The sequence below is a fragment of the Blautia sp. HCP3S3_C12 genome, assembly GCF_052064155.1.
Taxonomy (GTDB): domain Bacteria; phylum Bacillota; class Clostridia; order Lachnospirales; family Lachnospiraceae; genus Blautia_A.
The window spans coordinates 145,231-166,832 of record NZ_JBQHWC010000005.1; the positions used below are offsets into that span (position 1 = coordinate 145,231).

The following is a 21,602-nucleotide window of genomic DNA, read 5'->3' on the forward strand; positions in this document are numbered from 1 at the left end:
CCCCATCCACCAATTAGCGAAAGGAGGGACACGAAATGCCTTGTCCACACAACGAAATCACGATTGTTCAGCGCAGCCAGCGGCAGTCTGCGGTTGCCGCCGCTGCTTACCAAAGCGGCGAAAAGCTGTTCTGTGAATACGACCAGCAAGTAAAGCACTACCCGGAAAAGCGTGGTATCGTCCACAATGAAATCCTGCTCCCGGCAAATGCTCCACAGGAATATGCAGACCGCAATACTTTATGGAATGCCGCCGAAGCGGTGGAAAAGCAATGGAACTCCCAGCTTGCAAGGCGGTGGGTGCTTACCATTCCCAGAGAGATACCGCCCGACCAGTACGCTGTCCTTGTACGGGAGTTTTGTGAACAGCAGTTTGTTTCCAAAGGCATGATTGCTGATTTTGCCATCCATGACCCCCATCCGCCGGGACACAATCCCCACGCCCATGTCCTGCTGACCATGCGGGCAATGGATGAACATGGAAAATGGCTTCCCAAGAGCCGCAAGGTTTATGACCTTGACGAGAATGGGGAACGGATAAAGCTGCCGTCCGGCAGGTGGAAAAGCCACAAGGAGGATACGGTGGACTGGAACGACCAGAAGTATTGTGAAATCTGGCGGCATGAATGGGAGGTTATCCAGAACCGCTATCTGGACGCCAATGACCGCCCGGAGCGTGTGGACTTGCGTTCCTATGCCAGACAGGGGCTTGATATAGTCCCCACTGTCCATGAGGGGACTGCTGTCCGGCAGATGGAAAAGCGAGGTATCCAGACGAATATCGGCAACCTGAACCGGGAAATCAGAGCCGCCAACCGCCTGATGAAGTCCATCCGGCAGCTTATCCAAAACCTCAAAGGCTGGATTACCGAGCTGGGAGAAAAACGGAAGGAGCTGCTTGCACAAAAGGCGGCGGAGGAAGCGACACTTCTTCCCAATCTGCTGATGAAGTATATGGAGATACGAAAGGAAGAACGGAAGGACTGGACAAGGGCTGGACAGAACCGGGGAACTTCACAGGACTTAAAGGCAGTCAGCGAAGCCCTGTCCTATCTCCGGCAAAAGGGGCTTTCCACTGTGGAGGACTTAGAAGCGTTTCTGGAATCTTCCGGGAAATCAGCCGCAGATTACCGCAATCAGATGAAGCCAAAGGAAGCCCGGAGCAAAGTGATTGACGGGATTCTTGCCAGCCGGACAGACTGCAAGGAATGTAAGGCTGTCTATGAGAAGTACCAGAAGATATTTTTTAAGAAAATAAAGGGGAAATTCAAACAGGAACACCCGGAGGTTGCCCGGTATGAGAAAGCCGCTGACTACCTTGCCAAGCACCCGGACGATAAGGATAAAACGAAAAATGAGTTGCAACAGGAGCAGGAAACGCTTCTCAGCGAAATCGCAGAGCTGAAAGTACCACTGACCGAGGTACAGGAGGATTTGAAGAAGCTGCGGGACATCCGCTACTGGGTACGGAAAGCCACACCCGGCACAGAGGAAAGCAAAGAGCCGCCCAAGAAGCAGCCCATCAAAGAAGTCTTGCAGGATAAGACTGACGAGAAAAAAGCACAAAGAACCGCCCCGGCACAGGAGAAACACAGACAACAGGATATGGAACTTTAACAGGCACTTGCCATTTTCAATTAGAGAATGTCAGGTGCTTTTCTTATTTTCAAGGAGGGATAGATTTGAATGTATTCGAAGCTGTGAAGCAGTCCGTCACAACAAGACAGGCTGCGGAGTATTATGGAATCCATGTAGGTCGGAACGGGATGGCTTGCTGCCCGTTCCATAACGATAAAACCCCAAGCATGAAGCTGGATCGGCGTTACCATTGCTTCGGCTGCGGTGCGGATGGGGATGTGATTGATTTTGCCGCCGCCCTGTATGGGCTGGGAAAGAAAGAAGCCGCCGTACAGCTGGCACAGGACTTCGGGCTTTCCTATGAGGACTGGAAACCGCCGGGAAAGGTAAAAAAGCCCAAGACCCGGCAGAAATCCCCGGAGGAACAGTTTCAGGAAGCAAAGAATCGCTGCTTCCGTATTCTTGCCGATTATCTCCATCTGCTGATGGCATGGAGAACGGACTACGCCCCGCACTCCCCGGAGGAAGCCTTTCATCCCCGGTTTGTGGAAGCCTTACAGAAGCAAGCCCAAGTGGAATATCTGCTGGATGTGCTGCTGTTCGGGGAAACAGAGGAAAAAGCGGATTTGATTACGGACTACGGAAAGGATGTGATACAGCTTGAACAGCGAATGGCAGAACTTGCAGCCGCAGACGCAGCAAGAACTAAAAAACACTATGAACGCCATGCAGCCGCCCCAGAGCGTTGAGGAAATCAAGGCGGGGCTGGAAACCACCGAGAAAGGCGGTGTCCGTCAGAGCATACGGAACTGCCTGACCGTATTCCAACGTGACCCTCTGCTTTCAGGGGCTATCGCATACAACATCCTGACTGACCGCAAGGACATCATAAAGCCCATCGGTTTTCACAGAGAAAGCACTGCCCTGAACGATACGGACATGAAGTATCTGCTTCTTTATCTGGAAGAAACCTACGGGCTTACCAATGAGAAAAAGATTGATAACGCCATCGGGATTGTGGCGAATGAAAACAAGTACCATCCCATCCGGGACTATCTCAATACCCTTGTGTGGGACGGGACAGAGCGAATCCGCTTCTGCCTGCGGCACTTTCTGGGGGCTGACGCAGACGATTACACCTATGAAGCGTTGAAGCTGTTCCTGCTGGGTGCAATCTCACGAGCCTTTCAGCCGGGGTGCAAGTTTGAAATCATGCTCTGTCTGGTAGGCGGTCAGGGGGCTGGAAAGTCCACCTTCTTCCGGCTGCTGGCAGTCCGGGACGAGTGGTTCTCCGATGATTTGCGGAAGCTGGACGATGACAATGTGTACCGCAAGCTGCAAGGTCACTGGATTATTGAAATGTCGGAAATGATGGCAACCGCCAACGCCAAGAGCATTGAGGAAATCAAGTCATTTTTAAGCCGGCAGAAAGAGGTCTACAAGATACCTTATGAAACCCACCCGGCAGACCGCCCCCGTCAGTGCGTGTTTGGCGGCACTTCCAATGCCCTTGACTTCCTGCCCCTTGACCGTTCCGGCAACCGCCGCTTTATCCCGGTCATGGTGTACCCGGAGCAGGCGGAAGTTCACATTTTGGAGGATGAAGCCGCTTCCAGAGCCTATATCGGGCAGATGTGGGCGGAAGCGATGGAGATTTATAAAAGCGGCAGGTTCAAGCTGGCTTTCAGCCCCGCCATGCAGCGGTATCTCAAAGAACACCAGCGGGATTTTATGCCGGAGGACACCAAAGCCGGGATGATACAGGCGTATCTTGATAAATACACCGGGAGCATGGTCTGCTCCAAGCAGCTCTATAAGGAAGCCTTGAACCATGCTTTTGACGAGCCGAAGCAATGGGAAATCCGGGAAATCAACGAGATTATGAACCAGTGCATTTCCAGCTGGCGGTACTTCCCAAACCCAAGAATGTTTTCCGAATATGGCAGACAAAAGGGCTGGGAGCGTGAAAACCCGGCAACGGACTCCGGCAACCCGTCTGAAAAAACGATGGACGGTTTTGTGGAGGTCACAGAACAGATGGAGCTTCCATTCTGAAAAGGACAGCCCGTTGCACCCCCTGTTGTTATCCCGTTGCCGAGCCGGTTGCCGGGAAAAACCCCTTATTTCCGGGCTTTTCTCCCTTATAACAACCAAAACAACAAAAAAATAAAAGAAAAGTATAAATAGTAACCATCGCCAGATTGAGATTGTTTGCAAGGTCTTTTGAAGTCCGTTGCCGGACTTCGTTGCCGACACCCTCTGTCTGGCTATTTTCATGTATGGAGGATAACTGCCTATGGCAAAAAACAAAACAGAGATTCATGTGACCACTGTATTTGACGGGGAGCTTGACGCCACTGATGTGTTCGTCAGCCTGATTTCCCAGAAATACGGAAAGACAAATGCAAAAGAATATCTTGCTAAAAAGAAAGATATAGGCTATAATGAAGATGAGGTTCAAAAGAGCCAGATACCGTCTGGATTGTGTGGGTAAATGGCTATGATGAACGAAATGGAATACAGAACAATCGGTTCGGCACTTGCCGGGGGTTATCGTGCGGCGGTCTATTGCAGGCTGTCAAAGGACGATGACCTGCAAGGCGAAAGTGCCAGTATCGCAAACCAGCGTGATATGCTGGAAAAATACTGCGAAAAGCAGGGATGGGAGGTTGTGGCAGTCTATCAGGACGATGGCTTCACAGGTCTTAACATGGAGCGTCCTGACCTACAGAGAATGTTGAGAGCCATTGAGCGCAGGCAGATCAACCTTGTCATCACGAAAGACCTCAGCCGACTGGGGCGTAATTATCTGCAAACCGGGCATTTGATTGAGGACTTTTTCCCAAGAAACGGTGTCCGCTATATCGCCATGAATGACGGCATCGACACCCTGCGGGATAACAACGACATTGCCCCGTTCAAGAATATCCTGAACGAGATGTACAGCAAGGATATTTCCAAGAAAGTCCATTCCTCTTATCTTCTGAAAGCGCAGAAAGGACAGTTTACCGGGTGTCTTGCCCCGTTTGGGTATCGGAAAGACCCGGAGGACAAAAACCATCTGCTCATTGACGAGGAAACCGCCCCGATTGTGCGGCTGATTTTCGGATATGCCCTGAACGGTCATGGTCCGAACTATATCCGCAGACGGCTGGAGAAAGAAAAAATCCCCTGCCCTACATGGTGGAACCGGGAACGGGGGCTTCGCAATACCCGCACCAAATGGGAAAAGAAAGACCCAGAAAACGGGCGGTATATGTGGGACTTCTCCGTTATCAAAGACCTTTTGATGAATCCCGTCTACACCGGGGCGATTGCTTCCCAGAAAAAGGACTACCGCTTCAAAATCGGCACGATTGGGGAAAAGAAGCCGGAGGACTGGATTGTGGTGGAGGGACAGCATGAACCGCTGATTGACAGCATGAGCTTTGACATTGTGCAGAACAAGCTGAAATCCCGCCAGCGTCCGGGGCAGACCAATGAAATCAGCCTGTTTGCCGGACTGTTAAAATGCGGCGAGTGTGGGAAGTCGCTGACGGTACGCTACACAAACGCTAAACATCCCCAGCGGATTTACTCCTGCAAGACCTACAATGCCTTTGGAAAGAACCACTGCACCCAGCACCGGATTGATTATGACACCCTTTACAGCCATGTGCTGCGGAAAATCCGGGAATGTGCCAGAGCTGCCCTGATGGACGGGGAAGCGGTTGCCGACCGCCTGACCAATACCTGTGAAGCCGAGCAGCGGGAACAGCGGGAAGCAATGGAACGCTCCCTTACAAGGGACGAGGAACGGATTGAGGTTCTGGACAAAATGGTCATGCGGCTTTATGAGGATATGATTGCAGGGCGTATCAGTGAGCAGAATTTCAACACCATGCTGGAAAAGACACAGACCGAGCAGACGGAGCTTAAAACAAAAGTGTCCGAGGGCAGAAAGCGGCTGTCCGATGAAGTCCAGCTTGCCAATGATGCAAAACAATGGGTGGAAGCCATTCAGGAATACGCCAACATCACAGAGCTGGACGCAGCCACCCTCAACCGCTTAATCAAAGAAATCGTTGTGCATGAGCGCATTGACGAAGATAAAACAAGACACATTTCTATCGAAATTCATTTTAATCTCAAACCCATCCCGGAGGTGGAACAGGTCACTGCCTGACCTGTCCCGCCGGGACGGTTCTCTTAACAACACCATATAGATTTTTTGTACGCCGCCGCCCGCCATCGAGCAGAGTTTTTACACCTAATTGGGGATGAAACAGCTCATGGCGGGCGGCGGCGTTGCCCTTATCGGCATGACCCTTGTACCGCTGCTTTCCGGGCTGTTCGGTTAAGATAAGCGGGTAAAGGCTTATGCAGAGCATACTTGACGCGATTAACGAATGGATAAAGGAAATCCTTATCGGAGCCATAAACGGTAATCTGTCATCTATGTTCGGGGACGTAAACGAAAAAGTCGGCACTATCGCCGCAGAGGTAGGCAGGACCCCGCAAGCGTGGAACGCAAACGTATTTTCCATGATAAGGACGTTATCGGAAAACGTGATTGTCCCGATTGCGGGGCTTGTCATTACCTATGTCCTATGCTACGAGCTAATCAGCATGGTAACGGAAAAGAACAATATGCACGATATTGACACGTTCATGTTTTTCAAGTGGATATTCAAGGCGTTTGTCGCAGTCTATCTTGTTACGCACACCTTTGATATTACTATGGCGGTGTTCGATATGGCGCAACACGTTGTTTCCGGCGCGTCGGGGGTAATCGGCGGCAACACGAATATAGACGTTGCCGCCGCCCTTGGCTCCATGCAGGACGGGCTTGAAGCAATGGAAATCCCCGAACTGCTCTTACTTGTCATGGAAACAAGCCTTGTGAGCTTGTGCATGAAAATCATGTCCGTATTGATAACCGTTATCCTCTACGGCAGAATGATAGAAATTTACCTTTACTGTTCGGTATCGCCTATCCCGTTTGCAACAATGACAAATCGAGAGTGGGGACAGATAGGAAACAACTACCTAAAAGCCCTGTTCGCTATCGGTTTTCAAGGCTTTCTGATTATGGTATGCGTCGGCATTTATGCGGTTTTGGTAAACAGCATGATTATAGCGGATAACCTGCACAGCGCGATTTTCTCCCTTGCAGCTTACACCGTTATTCTCTGCTTCTCCCTGTTCAAATCCGGCGCACTGGCAAAATCCATATTCAACGCACATTAAAAGACCGCGGGGCTTTTCCCCGCAGAAAGGAGGTTTACGCTTGGCGTATGTACCCGTACCGAAAGACTTATCCAAAGTCAAAACAAAGGTTGCTTTCAACCTTACAAAACGGCAAATCATTTGTTTTGCGGTTGCCCTTATCTTAGGACTTCCGCTTTTCTTTTTGCTCAAAGACAGCGCAGGCACAAGCCTTGCGTCGGTGGTAATGATTGCGGTCATGCTGCCCTGTTTCCTGTTCGCCATGTATGAGAAACACGAGCAGCCCCTTGAAGTGGTGGCAAAGCACATCATACAGACAAAATTCATTGCCCCCAAAGAGCGACCCTATCAGACACAGAATTTATACGCCGTATTGGAACGGCAGAGAAAATTGGAAAAGGAGGTATCAGAGATTGCAAAAGGAACCTACAAAAAAGGCAGCGGGAAAAAGAAACGCCGGGGCTAACCCGCCCCGCAAGCTCTCCCGCGCCGAGAAAAAGCAGATTGCCGAGGTTATCCGGCAGGCAAAGGGCGACGGGAAAGCCCACACCGCGCAGCAGACAATCCCCTACCTTACCATGTACCCGGACGGGATATGCAAGGTATCGGAAAAGAAATACAGTAAATCCATTGCCTTTGAAGATATTAACTATCAGCTTGCACAGGCAGACGACAAGACCGCCATTTTTGAAAACTGGTGCGATTTTCTCAACTACTTTGACGCTTCCGTTTCGGTGCAGCTTTCTTTCATCAATCAAGGGACGCAGCGGGAGCAGGCAGAGAAAGCTATCAATATTCCCGCGCAGGACGACGCTTTCAACTCTATCCGCACCGAGTATTCGGATATGCTGAAAAATCAGCTTTCCAAAGGCAACAACGGGCTTGTGAAGCACAAGTACATCACATTCAGTATCGAAGCAGACAATCCGGCGGCGGCAAAAGCCCGCCTTTCCCGTATTGAAACCGACGTGCTGAACAATTTTAAGGTACTTGGCGCGTCTGCCCGACCTATGACGGGCTATGAACGGCTGAACGTGCTGCATGGCGTATTCCACCCGGAGGGCAAGCCGTTTTCCTTTGATTTTTCATGGCTTGCCCCGTCCGGGCTTAGTACAAAGGACTTTATCGCCCCGTCCTCTTTCCATTTTGGCGAGGGACGCTATTTCCGCATGGGTAGAAAAATAGGCGCGGTATCATTCCTTGAAATCCTTGCGCCGGAACTGAATGACCGTATGCTTGCCGACATTCTGGACTTGGAAACGGGCGTTATCGTCAATCTGCATATCCGCAGTATCGACCAGACCGAAGCAATCAAGACTATCAAGCGGAAAATCACAGACCTTGACAAGATGAAGATTGAGGAACAGAAAAAAGCAGTACGCAGCGGCTATGACATGGATATTATTCCCTCTGACCTTGCCACTTTCGGCAGCGAAGCGAAAAATCTCTTACAGGATTTGCAGAGCCGAAACGAGCGTATGTTTCTTCTTACGTTCCTTGTGGTAAACATGGCGGACACGAAGCGGAAACTGGAAAATGACATTTTCGCAGCGGCGGGCATTGCACAGAAATATAACTGCGCTTTGACGCGCCTTGACTATCAGCAGGAAGCGGGGCTTATGTCCTCTATCCCTCTTGGGGAAAACCTTATCCCTATTCAAAGAGGGCTGACGACAAGCAGCACCGCTATTTTTATCCCCTTTATCACGCAGGAGCTTTTCCAGACAGGCGCAGCCCTCTATTACGGGCTGAATGCTCTTTCAAACAACATGATACTCTGCGACCGCAAGCAGCTTAAAAATCCGAATGGGCTTATCTTGGGAACGCCGGGAAGCGGGAAATCCTTTGCAGCGAAACGGGAAATGACAAATGCTTTCCTCATTACGGACGACGATATTATCATCTGCGACCCGGAAGCCGAGTATTTCTCCCTTGTGCAGCGTCTGAACGGTCAAGTTATCCGTTTGTCGCCTACGGGCAAGGGCATTGACGGGAAGCCCCAGTATGTGAACCCTATGGATATTAACCTCAACTATTCCGAGGACGACAGCCCCCTTGCGCTGAAATCTGATTTTATCCTGTCCTTGTGTGAGCTTGTCATTGGCGGCAAGGAGGGCTTGCAGCCGATTGATAAGACGGTCATTGACCGCGCTGTAAGAAACGTGTACCGCCCGTTTTTAGCAAACCCCGACCCGGCAAATATGCCGATTTTGGGCGACCTCTACGACGAGCTTTTACGGCAGCCGGAGCCGGAAGCGGCGCGGATCGCGTCGGCGTTGGAGCTTTATGTATCGGGAAGCCTTAACGTCTTTAACCACAGGACGAATGTAGAGCTTTCAAACCGCCTTGTCTGCTTTGATATTAAACAGCTTGGAAAGCAGCTTAAAAAGTTGGGTATGCTCATTGTGCAGGACCAGGTATGGAACAGGGTAACGGTCAACCGGGCAGAAAAGAAATCCACACGCTACTATATGGACGAATTTCACTTGCTTCTGAAAGAGGAACAGACCGCCGCTTACAGCGTGGAGATTTGGAAGCGTTTCAGAAAGTGGGGCGGCATACCCACAGCCATTACGCAGAACGTTAAAGACTTACTTAGCAGCCGCGAAGTGGAAAATATCTTTGAAAACTCTGATTTTGTCCTCATGCTCAATCAAGCGGCAGGCGACCGGGCTATCCTTGCAAAGCAGCTTAACATTTCCCCGCAGCAGATGAAGTACGTTACCCACACCGAAGCGGGCGAGGGACTTATCTTCTACGGAAACGTGGTACTGCCCTTTGTAGACCGCTTCCCGAAAGATACCGAGCTTTACCGGGTAATGACGACGAAGCCGGAGGAAGTGGGCGAAGCATGACAGAGGAATTAAAGACGGACATTATCATCAACCGGGACGCGCTCTTTGCTCTTAGGGAACTGCCCGACGAAAGCGTGAATTGCTGCGTAACAAGCCCGCCCTACTATGCACTTAGGGACTACGGGCTTGACGCACAAATTGGGCGGGAGAACACGCCGGAGGAATACATAGAAAGGCTTGTTGCCGTATTCCATGAGCTAAAGCGCGTCTTGCGTTCCGACGGTACCTTTTGGCTGAATATCGCAGACACCTATTGCGGCACCGGGAACAAAGGTTACTATGCCGACCCAAAGAACCCGAAAGGCAGAAACGGACAGCAGACTGCGAAAAATGCCCGCGCTCCCGGCTGCAAGCAAAAGGATTTAATCGGTATTCCGTGGCTTTTAGCCTTTGCCCTACGCGCTGACGGGTGGTATTTACGGAGTGATATTATCTGGCAGAAAGAAAACCCTATGCCGGAAAGCTGCAAAGACCGACCGAGCCGCTGCTATGAACATATCTTTTTGCTTACAAAGTCAAAGAAATATTTTTATGACGCTGCCGCCATTGCGGAGCCTATCGCTGCCACAACAGCGGCGCGTTACCGCACCGGGCGGGGCGCGGGACACAAGTATGCTGATGAAGTACCCGGACAAGGGAAAGTACAGGGTATCAACCGCACAAGAAGCGGCGGCTACTATGACGAAGCACTTATACCGACCATGCGGAACAAGCGGGACGTGTGGCTTATCAACACGGTACCATACAGCGGCGGGCATTTCGCCGCCTATCCTCCGAAGTTAGCGGAAACCTGTATCAAGGCTGGCTGTCCGAAAGGCGGCGTTGTCATAGACCCCTTTTTAGGCAGCGGCACAACGGCGGCAGTCGCAAAAAGCCTTGACCGACACTATATCGGTATCGAACTGAATATTGAGTATTGCGCCCTTGCAAGGGCGCGGATTGGAGGTGTGCAGCCATAAAACAATATAAGCCGCGTGATAAAATCACGCAGAAAATGACCCGCGACGGACTTATCGAGGTCAACGAAACCAAAGAAACCGCCGAGCGTGTAAGCCGCCGGGAACAGGAAGCGGATTTTTCAAAACCGCAGGAGCAGCCCGCGCCGCAGGCTGCACAGGAAGCGGCGGCGCAGAACGTGGCAGAGCTACCCCCTGTTTCTCCTGACGCTTCCCCGCTTCCTCTTGCGCCAGAGCTTCCCCACAGGCAGGACACCGCTACCGCCGAGCGCGTCATGGAGCGCGTTGGCGCAGCCCAGACCCGGAAAGCGAGTAAAAAGGCAGCGCAGAAAGCACAGCGCGACGCTACGGTAAAAGAGAAATCTTCCCGCTTGCAGTTTACCGAGGAAGAATTAAATACGCCGGAGCTTGAAACGTATATCAAAAAATCCGATAAAGCCGCCGACCGTCTGGACGCGGCAAAGGCAGCTATCCCCAAAGAAAAGAAACTTGTAGGGGAACGCACCTTTGACGAAGCCACAGGAAAGGCAAAGACCCGCTTACGCTTTACCGAGCAGGAAAAGCCGATAAATGGCGGCAAAGCCCACCCTAACCCGCTATCCCGCCCCGCGCAGGAAGCGGGTATTTTCGTCCACAACAAGATACATTCCGTTGAAAAGGATAATTCCGGCGTGGAGGGAGCGCATAAATCCGAGGAATTAGCGGAGAAGGGCGCAAAGTACGGGACGCGGAAAATCCGGGAGGGCTACCGCAGCCACAAGCTGAAACCCTACCGGGCGGCGGCAAAGGCTGAAAAAGCAGCGGAGAAAGCAAACGTCAATTACCTGTACCACAAGACGCTGCATGAGAACCCGCAGCTTACAAGTAACCCCCTATCCCGTTTCATGCAGAAGCAGCAAATCAAGCGGCAGTATGCTAAGGCAGCAAAGACGGGCGGCGCAGCTACCGCAAAGAAAGCCGCCGAGAATACCCGCAAGGCAGCGAAGAAAACCGCCGAGGAAACAAAGAAAGCGGTTGCTTTTGTGGGGCGGCACCCGGCGGGCGTTGGTATCGCCGTTGCCGCGCTGCTCTTATTCATCATGGTATCAGCGGGACTTTCTTCCTGCGGGGCTATGTTTTCCGGCATGATGAACGGCGTTCTTGGGACGTCCTACACGTCGGAGGACAGCGACCTTGTGGCAACGGAAAACAACTACGCCGCAAAGGAAACCGAGCTTCAGCAGCGGATTGACAATATCGAGCGCGACAATCCCGGCTATGATGAATACCGCTACGACCTTGACAATATCGGGCATAACCCGCATGAACTGGCTTCTTACCTTACCGCCCTTTTGCAGAGCTACACGCCCCAGAGCGCACAGGCAGAGCTAAACCGCGTCTTTGATAAGCAGTACACCTTGACACTGACGGAAGAAATCGAAGTGCGCTACCGCACCGAAACCCGCACCGACACATGGACGGACGAGGACGGGAACAGCCACAGCGATACCTATACTGTTGAAGTACCCTATAACTATTACATTCTCAATGTCAAGCTGACAAACAGACCGATTAACAGCTTTGTATCGGAGCTTTTGACCGCAGAACAGCTTGAAATGTACCAGGTGTATCTGGAAACAAGCGGCAACAAGCCCTTGATTTTCGGCGGCGGTTCTCCCGACGTTTCCGCGTCCGAGGATTTAAGCGGCGTACAGTTTGTAAACGGGACGCGCCCCGGAAATACCGCGATTGTAGATATAGCGAAGCGGCAAGTCGGCAACGTGGGCGGGCAGCCCTATTGGAGCTGGTACGGCTTTAACAGCCGCGTGGAGTGGTGCGCCTGCTTTGTGTCGTGGTGCTACGGGCAAATGGGCTTATCCGAGCCGCGTTTTGCCGCCTGTCAATCACAGGGTATTCCGTGGTTTACTTCACGCGGGCAATGGGGAGCGCGGGGCTATGAGAATATCGCACCCGGCGACGCTATCTTTTTCGACTGGGACTTAGACGGAAGTGCAGACCATGTAGGGCTTGTTATCGGCACAGACGGAAGCCGCGTCTATACCGTCGAGGGCAATTCCGGCGACGCCTGCAAAATCAAAAGCTATCCCTTAGACTATGCCTGTATCAAAGGGTACGGGCTGATGAACTGGAACTAACCGCAAAAATGAAAGGAGTATTGACATTATGGCAATGAGTAAGATTGAACGTATCGACCGGGAAATCCAGAAAACCCGCGAGAAAATCACAGAGTATCAGAACAAGCTGAAAGGACTGGAAGCGCAGAAAACTGAAGCGGAAAACCTTGAAATCGTACAGCTTGTGCGCTCCATGCGCTTAACCCCCGCAGAGCTTAACGCTATGCTGTCCGGCGGCGGGATTCCCGGCATGGCTGCCGCCGTTCCCGAAGAAACCACAGACTATGACGAAGAACAGGAGGACACCGAGAATGAATAAGAAAATCCTTAGAACGCTGACCGCATTTTGCGCCGCCCTTATGCTCATGGGCGGCTTTTCCGTTACTGCTTTTGCACAAACGCCGGAGCAGCCCGCCGCTGACGCGACCAACGACAGCGGCGTTATCTATGAGGAACCCGAAGAAACCGCACCCCTTACGCCGGAGGGGAACGCGACCCTTGTTGACGATTTCGGCGGCAATAAGCAGCTTATCACAGTTACGACCAAAGCCGGGAACTATTTTTATATCCTCATTGACCGGGACGACGAGGGCGAAAACACCGTCCATTTCTTAAATCAAGTGGACGACGCAGACCTTTTCGCGCTCTTGGAGGACGGGGAAAACAGCGAAGCGCAGACCCCCGCTGTCTGCACCTGTACGGAAAAATGCGAAACCGGGAAAATCAATACGTCCTGCCCGGTATGCTCTACCAACATGACCGCTTGCAGCGGCAAAGAAGCCGAGCCGGAGCCGGAAGAACCTACCGAACAGTCGCAGGAAAAAAGCAATACCGGTGGGCTTGTGCTTTTCCTTGTCGTGGCACTTCTTGGCGGCGGGGGCGCGTTCTATTACTTTAAGTTTATGAAACCGAAGCAGAGCGTCAAAGGCGGCACCGACCTTGAGGACTTTGATTTTGAGGACTACGACGAGGACGAGCCGGAGCCGGACGACGCAGACGGGGACGCTTCCGAAGATGATACGGAGGACGAGGACGCATGACCCTGTTTACCGACAATCCCTTTGAAAAGATGATGATACAACGACCATGCGGGCGGCGCGACAATACGCCGCCTGTTTTCAAATCCCCGGCCTGCGCTTCCTGCCCCTATAAAGGGCAAGCCCCTTGTGTGGGCTACTGTCTGAAACAGGTACAGGAGAAACAGGGCGCGGAGCCGGAACGCGGAAAGGAGGAACTTTAATTGATTTTAGTTATCGCTGAAAAGCCGAGCGTGGCGCAGACTATCGCCGCCGCGCTTGGGGCAAAGAAGAAACAGGACGGATATATCGAGGGAAACGGCTACCTCATTTCATGGTGCGTCGGGCATTTGGTACAGCTTGCCGACGCTGCCGCCTATGGGGAGCAGTACAAAAAGTGGAGCTATGACAGCTTGCCGATTTTGCCGCAGAAATGGCAGTATACCGTTTCCGCAGATAAGGGAAAGCAATTCAAAATCCTAAAGGAGCTTATGCACCGCACCGACATTTCCGAAGTCGTCAACGCCTGCGACGCGGGACGTGAGGGAGAACTCATTTTCCGTTTTGTCTATGAAGTCGCCGGGTGCAAGAAGCCTATGCGCCGCTTGTGGATTTCCTCAATGGAAGAAAGCGCAATCAAGGCGGGCTTTGAGAACTTAAAGGACGGGCGGGACTATGACGCGCTCTTTGCGTCTGCCCTCTGCCGCGCAAAGGCTGACTGGATTATCGGCATTAACGCCACCCGCCTTTTCTCCTGCCTGTATAACCGCACCTTGAACGTGGGGCGCGTCCAGACACCGACCTTAAAAATGCTTGTAGACCGGGACGCTGCTATCAGCACTTTCAAGAAAGAAAAATATTACCATGTGCGGCTTGATTTATCCGGCGCAGAAGCCGCAAGCGGGAAGATCTGCGCCGCAGAGGAAGCAAAGGAACTGAAAGCGGCCTGCGAAGCGTCGCGGGCTGTCTGCACTTCCCTTGTGAGGGAAAAGAAAAGCGCAGCCCCGCCGAAGCCCTTTGACCTTACCTCTTTGCAGCGGGAAGCAAACCGTATTTTCGGCTATACCGCGAAGCAGACACTTGACCTGGCGCAAGCCCTGTATGAAAAGAAGCTGCTTACTTATCCGAGGACGGACAGCAGCTATCTGACCGACGACATGGAGGAAACAGCGGCAAAGGTTATCGCCCTGTTATGCGGGACGCTGCCCTTTATGGAGGGCATGAGCTTTTCGCCGGAGATTGCAAGGGTGCTGAACAGCAAAAAGGTATCAGACCACCATGCAATCATTCCTACTATGGAGCTTGCAAAGACCGACCTTGCCGCGCTGCCGGAAAGCGAAAAGAATATCCTTACCCTTGCGGGGGCGCGTCTTTTGTTCGCTACTGCCGCGCCGCACATCTTTGAAACGGTTACGGCGGTTTTCTCCTGCGCCGGAGCCGACTTTACCGCGAGGGGAAAGACGGTGCTTGCGGGCGGTTGGAAAGACCTTGAACGCCGCTACCGGGCAACGCTGAAAAACAAGCCCGAAGCAGACGACGAGGACAGCGCAGACGGAACGCTGCCGGAGCTTGCCGAGGGACAGAGCTTTGATAATCCCGCAGCAAAGGTAACGGAACACGACACAACGCCCCCGAAGCCCCACAATGAAGCGTCTTTGCTTTCGGCTATGGAACGCGCCGGGAATGAGGACACCGACCCGGACGCAGAGCGCAAAGGGCTTGGAACGCCCGCCACCCGCGCCGCTGTCATTGAAAAGTTAGTGAGCAGCGGTTTTGTAGAGCGCAAGGGAAAGCAGCTTATCCCCACAAAAGACGGGAATAACCTTGTGTGCATTTTGCCGGACAATCTTACTTCCCCGAAGCTGACCGCAGAATGGGAAAACAATCTGACGCAGATAGCAAAGGGAGCAGCCGACCCCAACGAATTTTTATCCGGCATTGAAGCTATGGCGCGGGAGCTTGTGAAATCCTATCCATTCCTTTCCGACAGCGACAAGGAGCGTTTCAAAACGGAAAAGCCGGAAATCGGCAAATGCCCCCGCTGCGGTTCCCCCGTCCATGAGGGCAAGAAAAACTACTACTGCTCTAACCGGAACTGCGCTTTTGTCATGTGGAAAAATGACCGTTTTTTTGAGGACAGGAAAGTAGCCTTTTCCCCGAAGATTGCCGCCGCACTTCTGAAATCCGGCAAAGTGAAAGTCAAAGGGCTGTACTCTCCCAAAACAGGTAAAACCTACGACGGAACGGTTATTTTAGCCGATACGGGCGGGAAGTATGTCAACTATAAGATTGAGCTACCGAAGAAGAAATAACTTGAATAGCAAGCATAGGAAGCGGGTACCCACTTCCGTAAATCCCTGTCCTGCCGCTTCACGCGCCGGACGGGGATTTTGCTTGTTGGGAAGTTTCCCAAACCCTCTAAAAATCTTCAAAAATCTTTGGCAAAATGCGCGAGCGCACCGTAGTAGGACTATGTAACCATTACCGCAGCGTCCGCGCTGCCATACGCGAAAGGAGGTTTTACACATGGCAAGTTTACGCGACACCGTAAAGGAATATCAAGAGGAACTTAGGGACGGTATCGCATGGGTGGCGTTCTGGAAAGAGGGGCATTCTTGGAACGCCGAGCATTTTCATCTTGAAGTGGACGGCACCTTAGACCCGTTTGACAGGAGCCGGTTAGAGGAAATCAAAACGGCTGACCCCGCCGCCGTTATCTTGAACGGCTACTACTGCGGGCAGTTGGGCGAGGACGTGAGCCTTGACGAGCTGACCGCCGGAGTGCGCTATCACTATGAAAACAGCAGGAACGATATTGACGGTTTTATCGGGGCGCACGACGACAGGCTTCCCCCGGAGGTTATTGATGAGGCGCGGGCTGCTGCTCATGCCGCCGGGCTTCCCTTTTCCGAAAAGCCCTACCGGGACGGGGAAGAATTTGACCCTTATGTATTTGACGGGAGTATGAGCATTGAAGATTACGAGCTTATGCACCGCATGATTGAACAGGAAAGGAGCGAACAAATGGCAGAACCGATTTTAAGCGGCTATCTTTCCAATCTTGGGAAGTACACCGAGGGCAGACCCGCGGGCGAATGGGTGACATTCCCCACGACTGCCGAACATCTGAAAGAAGTCTTTGACCGTATCGGGATTGACTTCAAGAACTATGAGGAATGGCATTTCACAGAATATCAATCTTCCGTTCCCGGCTTGACGGAACATTTAAGCGAGTATTCCCACCCCGACGAACTGAACTATTTAGGGAAGCTCTTGGAAATGCAGTTTGACGACGACCGGGAGAAATTTATTGCAGCCATTGAATACGGCGACCATACGGACAGCTTGCAGGACATCATCAACCTTGCACAGAACCTTGACTGCTACTGGGGCTATCCGTCCGTCCATAATGAAGAAGAATACGGGCATTATCTGGTTGATGAACTGGAAGAACCCGAATTGCCCGAAGAAGCAAAAAAGTATTTTATGTATGAGGAATACGGGCGGGACGCTTCCATTAACGACGGAGGTATGTTTACCGAACAGGGATATATCTACAATAACCGCAACACCTTTACAGAATGGTATGACGGGCGCGACGTACCGGAGGAATACCGGATAACGCCACAGCCCCCGCAGCCGGAAAGACCCGACCCGTCAAAAGTGGAAATGGACGCAGCCGCGCCGGGAGTGAAAACAGTACAGGCCACAGAGCAGCCGCAGGAGCCGCGCCCGGTTATCCCGATTGTGCTTACCTCTGAAAAGCCCGCCGAGAAATTGAAAGAGATAACCGACCGACTGGAACAGGGCATTGCGGAGCTGTTCGACAGCGAGCGATACAAGGAATATCTGCGCGTCATGTCAAAGTTTCATAATTACAGTTTCAACAATACGCTGCTTATCGCCATGCAGAAGCCGGACGCTTCCCTTGTGGCGGGCTTTTCCGCTTGGAAAAATAACTTTGGGCGAAACGTGATGAAAGGACAAAAGGGTATCAAAATCATTGCCCCATCGCCGTTCAAAATCAAACAGGAAATGGAGAAAATCGACCCGCATACCCAAAAGCCCGTTATCGGCAAAGACGGGAAGCCCGTCACCGAGGAAAAGGAAATCACGATACCCGCCTACAAGGTGGTATCTGTCTTTGACGTTTCCCAGACCGAGGGGCGCGAACTGCCCGACATTGCAGTAGACGAGCTGACGGGTGACGTTGACCGCTACAAGGATTTTTTCGCCGCCCTTGAAAAGACTTCCCCCGTTCCTATCGGCTTTGAGAAAATCGAGGGCGGCGCACATGGCTACTACCACTTGGAGAACAAGCGCATAGCCATTGACGAGGGCATGAGCCAGCTCCAAACCTTAAAGACCGCTATCCACGAAATCGCACACGCAAAGCTGCACGACATTGACCTTAACGCCCCAAAGGACGAGCAGCCCCGCGTTGACAGGCGCACCCGCGAAGTCGAAGCGGAAAGCGTCGCTTATACCGTCTGCCAACACTACGGGCTTGACACGTCGGACTATTCCTTTGGGTACGTCGCCGGGTGGAGCAGCGGGCGCGAGCTTGCCGAACTGAAAAGCTCCCTTGAAACGATCCGCAGCGCAGCCGCCGAGATTATCAATTCCATTGACGCTAATATCGCAGAATTGCAAAAGGCGCAGGATAAGGAGCAGACCGCCGGACAGGAGCAGCCGGAACAGGAAGCAGAAAAAGCCGCCGAGCCGGACAAAGACACCTTTTCCATTTATCAGCTAAAGCGTGGGGACGAAACGCGGGACTTCCGCTTTGAGCCTTACGACCGCCTGCAGGCGGCGGGGCTTAGTGTGGAAGCGGCGAACTATGACCTTATCTACACCGCACCCCTCACGCCGGATATGACCCTTGAAAGCATTTGGGAGAAATTCAATATCGACCACCCCAAAGACTTTAAGGGACACAGCCTTTCCGTTTCCGACGTGGTAGTGCTTCATCAGAACGGACAGGACACCGCCCACTATGTAGACAGCTTCGGCTATAAGAATGTGCCGGAGTTTTTACAGGAGCAAAAACAGCTTACCCCCGACGAGTTGGAAACAGGCGAAACAATCAAAACGCCGCGAGGTACTTTCTATGTAACCGATATGAGCCACGAACAAATGGAAGCCGCCGGATATGGCTTTCATCATCAATCCGATGACGGAAAATATTTCATCATGGGGAATGGAACGCGGGCGTTTGCCATTGCCGCAGAGCCGCCGGAAAACTACTTAAAAACAGCCGAGCAGACCACAGAACAGAATTACAACATGATTGACGGACAGATAAATAACACCCCGACGGTTGACGAACTGGAAGCAAAGGTTAAAGCAGGAGAAACTATTTCCCTTGTTGACCTGGCTAACGCGGTCAAAGCCGATAAGGAGCGTGGCAAGGCAAAGCCGGAAAAGAAGCCCTCTATCCGGGCGCAGCTTCTGGCAGATAAGGAAAAGGCACAGAAGAAACCCGCAAAGCAGAAGTCACAGGACTTGGAAAGGAGCTGAACGATTGGAGAAATTGAAAAAATTTGAAGATGTGGACGTTATCGCTTCCCTTGAAGCGATTATGAAGCAAAACACCGCTTTTTATCAGAGCGACTTTGATATAGATAAACGGATTTTACTGGAAGCGGCGGCAAGACCCGTCGCCGAGGATAAACGGCTCTTGTGGTTCTCCCGCCCGTCCGGGACTTGCTGCGTCCGGGAACGCGACGTTTTCCTAAAGGACACAAGGCAGCACAATACATGGAGATTCTACGGCGAACAGACCCGTGACAAAATCCTTGCCTATGCGGTGGAACTGACAGGCACAGAGCGCGGAAAGCTCAAAGGCAACCTCTATGAACTTGACTACCCGCAGCATTTCCGGGATGTAGCCGAAAAATCCATACTCGCCGACAACTATACTTTGATTTATGAGCATGGGGAACGCTCACAGCCCGCCGGACAGTATTTTGACGGGAACCCAGACCCGCAGCTTGGGAAGTTTGAACGCTTTGAAGCACAGCCCAACGACCTGGAAGCACTGAAAGCCTTGTTGCGGGAGCAGCAGCACAGCCGCAAGCAGCACAGGCCGGGGGACTTCAAGGAGCATATCGCCGCGTTGCATGACTGCCGGATTGAAACGGAAGCCCACCGCGTGGTGGAGGAAATGAAGAAATTCGATAAGCCGAACAGCCCGGACAAAAGCCATTTTTCCGCAGAGCTTTCCCCGTATTTTCTCCGGCTTGCAACGGATAAGGACATGGATCGCCTGTTTTCCATGCTGCCGTATAAGAGCCTTTCGTTCTCCGCTATGGAGGGCAAGCATGGCGTGTATGCGCTGATAAGCAAAGACGAGAACAGGGACAGGAGCATAAAGAAGCCCCGCCCCTCTCTTCGGGCGCAGCTTGAAGCAGACAAAGCAAAGACCACCCCGAAAAAGGCGGCGGCAAAATCGAAAAATCATGAAATGGAGGTATGAGCATGAATAGATTTACCGTTGAGGAAACAAACCTTATGAGCATTTACAGCGAGGGCGGCAAGCGTGAGGTTATGGAAAACATCAACGCCGCCATGCCGTATATGGACGGAGATATGCGGGAATTGGCAAAGCGCACCCTTTCCAAAGTGGACGGGCTGACGGAAAACGAGTATGCGGAGCTTGCTATTTTCGCCGCTGATGAAGTATGACCGGGCTAAAGCGGCTTTCGCCGCCCCAAAGCCGGAAAGTCAACAGCCTTGTAAAACGGGAATGCTGCAACTGCGATAGCGGAAACTGCATTTTGCTTGACGACGGAGAGGAATGTGTCTGCCCGCAGCTTATTTCCTATTCGCTTCTTTGCAAATGGTTTCTGACTGCTGTACTTCCCATTGATAAGCTGCTCTACGCGGAGCTTTTCAAGACCGAGGATAAAAAGCGTTGTACCGAGTGCGGCGCGTTCTTTGCTTCAAAGTCGAACAGCGTCAAATACTGCCCGGACTGCCGGAAACGCATTACCCGTAGACAGGCAGCCGAGCGCATGAGAAAAAAGCGTACTCTTGTTACGCAGTAAGGGCAAAAACAGCCTGGATTTATATGGTTTTCCGAGCGTGAAAACCACTTAGGCGATACTTGATACCTTTTCCCCTTAAAATGGCGTTCTATTGCGTAACATTTCAAAACAGCACCCATAAGAAAACCGGGGCGCAGATAGTCTTTACCGACTGTCTGCGTCCCGGCTTTTTGTTGTTATAGGAGTTAAGTATTATAGTGTTTGTCAATCACTCTAAACAGTTTATATGCGCCATGTCCAATTAGATAACAAGCAATACCAAAAATAAGGACTTTCCACCAAACAAATCCTATAAGCAATGGTGGACCCAAAAGCAAACCAATGGTAATAAGTACTATCCAAACAATTCCTTTTACCATGTACTTCATTATTTCCCTCCTGTATTTAGAAATGCATATTATCTGTAGCATTATACACATTCCAATATGCTCTTAAACAAACATTACATTGTGTACCAACTTGGGTAAGCAATACTGCCGCTGTACCTGTAGCGCCTGTCGCTGCTACGATTGCTGTAATCGCTCCCGGTGTTAAAATTCCACCACTTGCAACTGCCATACCAGAAATAAAGCCTGCTGCGGCACTTGTGACTAAAGCGACACCGTAGCTTGAAACTGCTTGCCATTCCTTGTCATTTAATGAGTTGACAGCATTAAACCAGCTATCTAACTGACTGCTATTCGAGGAATTTTCGTACACCATAAAATAATTTTGTCCAGAGCCAGTTTCTTTAGGGGAGGGTGTAAAAATTCTTGTGTCTATGGAAAGTAAATCTTTCTGATAAGAAATAGATATGTAAAATTTTGCTGTCGAATTAATGATTATGC

The 21,602-nt window shown here is 51.6% G+C and carries 20 protein-coding genes and 1 pseudogene; 19 read left to right on the forward strand and 2 right to left on the reverse strand.

Annotation, left to right across the window (positions count from 1 at the left end; genetic code table 11):
- Positions 1 to 35: 35 nt before the first annotated feature.
- From mobQ to ACTNDS_RS07090, 19 genes and pseudogenes are all read left to right on the forward strand, one after another.
- Positions 36 to 1,616 (forward strand): MobQ family relaxase, encoded by a 1,581-nt coding sequence (mobQ, locus tag ACTNDS_RS07000; protein ID WP_002584325.1) that lies wholly within the window; start codon positions 36 to 38, stop codon positions 1,614 to 1,616.
- Positions 1,617 to 1,681: 65 nt separating this feature from the next.
- Entirely contained in the window at positions 1,682 to 2,326 is a 645-nt protein-coding gene (locus ACTNDS_RS07005; protein WP_002584324.1) for a CHC2 zinc finger domain-containing protein, read from the forward strand.
- Positions 2,295 to 3,632 (forward strand): virulence-associated E family protein, encoded by a 1,338-nt coding sequence (locus tag ACTNDS_RS07010; protein ID WP_002584323.1) that lies wholly within the window; start codon positions 2,295 to 2,297, stop codon positions 3,630 to 3,632. Before ACTNDS_RS07005 ends, ACTNDS_RS07010 begins: the two co-directional genes overlap by 32 nt.
- Before the next feature lie 241 nt (positions 3,633 to 3,873).
- Positions 3,874 to 4,071 (forward strand): hypothetical protein, encoded by a 198-nt coding sequence (locus tag ACTNDS_RS07015; protein WP_002592708.1) that lies wholly within the window; start codon positions 3,874 to 3,876, stop codon positions 4,069 to 4,071.
- Entirely contained in the window at positions 4,072 to 5,742 is a 1,671-nt protein-coding gene (locus ACTNDS_RS07020; protein ID WP_002584321.1) for a recombinase family protein, read from the forward strand.
- Positions 5,743 to 5,833: 91 nt separating this feature from the next.
- Positions 5,834 to 5,917 (forward strand): annotated as a pseudogene (locus tag ACTNDS_RS07025) (Maff2 family mobile element protein); the annotation flags it as partial.
- 19 nt (positions 5,918 to 5,936) lie between these two features.
- Positions 5,937 to 6,806 carry a VirB6/TrbL-like conjugal transfer protein, CD1112 family gene (locus ACTNDS_RS07030; RefSeq protein ID WP_070470234.1) on the forward strand — a complete coding sequence of 290 codons (870 nt, stop codon included), beginning with the start codon at positions 5,937 to 5,939 and terminating at the stop codon, positions 6,804 to 6,806.
- A 40-nt stretch (positions 6,807 to 6,846) separates the two neighbouring features.
- Positions 6,847 to 7,251: a PrgI family protein gene (locus tag ACTNDS_RS07035; RefSeq protein WP_070470232.1), complete on the forward strand. Its 405-nt coding sequence runs from the start codon at positions 6,847 to 6,849 to the stop codon at positions 7,249 to 7,251.
- Positions 7,199 to 9,640 (forward strand): VirB4-like conjugal transfer ATPase, CD1110 family, encoded by a 2,442-nt coding sequence (locus ACTNDS_RS07040; RefSeq protein WP_075670483.1) that lies wholly within the window; start codon positions 7,199 to 7,201, stop codon positions 9,638 to 9,640. Before ACTNDS_RS07035 ends, ACTNDS_RS07040 begins: the two co-directional genes overlap by 53 nt.
- On the forward strand, positions 9,637 to 10,599 hold the full coding sequence (locus tag ACTNDS_RS07045; RefSeq protein ID WP_256138892.1) for a DNA-methyltransferase: 963 nt from the start codon (positions 9,637 to 9,639) through the stop codon (positions 10,597 to 10,599). Before ACTNDS_RS07040 ends, ACTNDS_RS07045 begins: the two co-directional genes overlap by 4 nt.
- 35 nt (positions 10,600 to 10,634) lie before the next feature.
- Positions 10,635 to 12,731, forward strand: coding sequence for a CD1108 family mobile element protein (locus tag ACTNDS_RS07050; protein ID WP_256138893.1), 2,097 nt, complete (start codon positions 10,635 to 10,637; stop codon positions 12,729 to 12,731).
- 28 nt (positions 12,732 to 12,759) lie between these two features.
- Complete coding sequence (locus ACTNDS_RS07055) at positions 12,760 to 13,029, forward strand: DUF4315 family protein (RefSeq protein ID WP_070470223.1); 270 nt, start codon at positions 12,760 to 12,762, stop codon at positions 13,027 to 13,029.
- Positions 13,022 to 13,750, forward strand: a complete 729-nt coding sequence (locus ACTNDS_RS07060; RefSeq protein ID WP_070470222.1) for a DUF4366 domain-containing protein — start codon at positions 13,022 to 13,024, stop codon at positions 13,748 to 13,750. Before ACTNDS_RS07055 ends, ACTNDS_RS07060 begins: the two co-directional genes overlap by 8 nt.
- A complete protein-coding gene (locus ACTNDS_RS07065) occupies positions 13,747 to 13,950 on the forward strand; it encodes a hypothetical protein (RefSeq protein WP_070470217.1) in 204 nt (67 codons plus the stop codon). The genes ACTNDS_RS07060 and ACTNDS_RS07065 overlap by 4 nt, the downstream gene beginning before the upstream one ends.
- The gene (locus ACTNDS_RS07070) at positions 13,951 to 16,038 is read left to right on the forward strand and encodes a DNA topoisomerase 3 (protein ID WP_070470214.1); all 2,088 of its coding nucleotides are present in this window, start codon (positions 13,951 to 13,953) and stop codon (positions 16,036 to 16,038) included.
- 214 nt (positions 16,039 to 16,252) lie between these two features.
- Positions 16,253 to 19,246: an antirestriction protein ArdA gene (locus ACTNDS_RS07075; protein WP_070470211.1), complete on the forward strand. Its 2,994-nt coding sequence runs from the start codon at positions 16,253 to 16,255 to the stop codon at positions 19,244 to 19,246.
- A gap of 61 nt (positions 19,247 to 19,307) precedes the next feature.
- Positions 19,308 to 20,204 carry a hypothetical protein gene (locus ACTNDS_RS07080; protein ID WP_414600698.1) on the forward strand — a complete coding sequence of 299 codons (897 nt, stop codon included), beginning with the start codon at positions 19,308 to 19,310 and terminating at the stop codon, positions 20,202 to 20,204.
- Positions 20,201 to 20,413: a transposon-transfer assisting family protein gene (locus tag ACTNDS_RS07085; protein WP_441034660.1), complete on the forward strand. Its 213-nt coding sequence runs from the start codon at positions 20,201 to 20,203 to the stop codon at positions 20,411 to 20,413. Before ACTNDS_RS07080 ends, ACTNDS_RS07085 begins: the two co-directional genes overlap by 4 nt.
- Positions 20,410 to 20,775 (forward strand): cysteine-rich VLP domain-containing protein, encoded by a 366-nt coding sequence (locus tag ACTNDS_RS07090; protein ID WP_033120025.1) that lies wholly within the window; start codon positions 20,410 to 20,412, stop codon positions 20,773 to 20,775. Before ACTNDS_RS07085 ends, ACTNDS_RS07090 begins: the two co-directional genes overlap by 4 nt.
- A gap of 185 nt (positions 20,776 to 20,960) precedes the next feature.
- Here the strand turns inward: ACTNDS_RS07090 and ACTNDS_RS07095 are convergent, their stop codons facing one another.
- Positions 20,961 to 21,143 (reverse strand): hypothetical protein, encoded by a 183-nt coding sequence (locus ACTNDS_RS07095; protein ID WP_033120024.1) that lies wholly within the window; start codon positions 21,141 to 21,143, stop codon positions 20,961 to 20,963.
- Between the two features lie 16 nt (positions 21,144 to 21,159).
- Positions 21,160 to 21,602: geobacillin-26 family protein (locus ACTNDS_RS07100; protein ID WP_441034662.1), on the reverse strand; the 443-nt coding region annotated here is incomplete at its 5' end.

Coding starts and splice junctions, on each gene's coding strand:
- mobQ (WP_002584325.1), top strand. CDS start 36: ATGCCTTGTCCACACAACGAAATCACGATTGTTCAGCGCAGCCAGCGG.
- ACTNDS_RS07010 (WP_002584323.1), top strand. CDS start 2,295: ATGAACGCCATGCAGCCGCCCCAGAGCGTTGAGGAAATCAAGGCGGGG.
- ACTNDS_RS07015 (WP_002592708.1), top strand. CDS start 3,874: ATGGCAAAAAACAAAACAGAGATTCATGTGACCACTGTATTTGACGGG.
- ACTNDS_RS07020 (WP_002584321.1), top strand. CDS start 4,072: ATGGCTATGATGAACGAAATGGAATACAGAACAATCGGTTCGGCACTT.
- ACTNDS_RS07030 (WP_070470234.1), top strand. CDS start 5,937: ATGCAGAGCATACTTGACGCGATTAACGAATGGATAAAGGAAATCCTT.
- ACTNDS_RS07045 (WP_256138892.1), top strand. CDS start 9,637: ATGACAGAGGAATTAAAGACGGACATTATCATCAACCGGGACGCGCTC.
- ACTNDS_RS07050 (WP_256138893.1), top strand. CDS start 10,635: ATGACCCGCGACGGACTTATCGAGGTCAACGAAACCAAAGAAACCGCC.
- ACTNDS_RS07055 (WP_070470223.1), top strand. CDS start 12,760: ATGGCAATGAGTAAGATTGAACGTATCGACCGGGAAATCCAGAAAACC.
- ACTNDS_RS07060 (WP_070470222.1), top strand. CDS start 13,022: ATGAATAAGAAAATCCTTAGAACGCTGACCGCATTTTGCGCCGCCCTT.
- ACTNDS_RS07065 (WP_070470217.1), top strand. CDS start 13,747: ATGACCCTGTTTACCGACAATCCCTTTGAAAAGATGATGATACAACGA.
- ACTNDS_RS07075 (WP_070470211.1), top strand. CDS start 16,253: ATGGCAAGTTTACGCGACACCGTAAAGGAATATCAAGAGGAACTTAGG.
- ACTNDS_RS07080 (WP_414600698.1), top strand. CDS start 19,308: ATGAAGCAAAACACCGCTTTTTATCAGAGCGACTTTGATATAGATAAA.
- ACTNDS_RS07085 (WP_441034660.1), top strand. CDS start 20,201: ATGAGCATGAATAGATTTACCGTTGAGGAAACAAACCTTATGAGCATT.
- ACTNDS_RS07090 (WP_033120025.1), top strand. CDS start 20,410: ATGACCGGGCTAAAGCGGCTTTCGCCGCCCCAAAGCCGGAAAGTCAAC.
- ACTNDS_RS07095 (WP_033120024.1), bottom strand. CDS start 21,143: ATGAAGTACATGGTAAAAGGAATTGTTTGGATAGTACTTATTACCATT.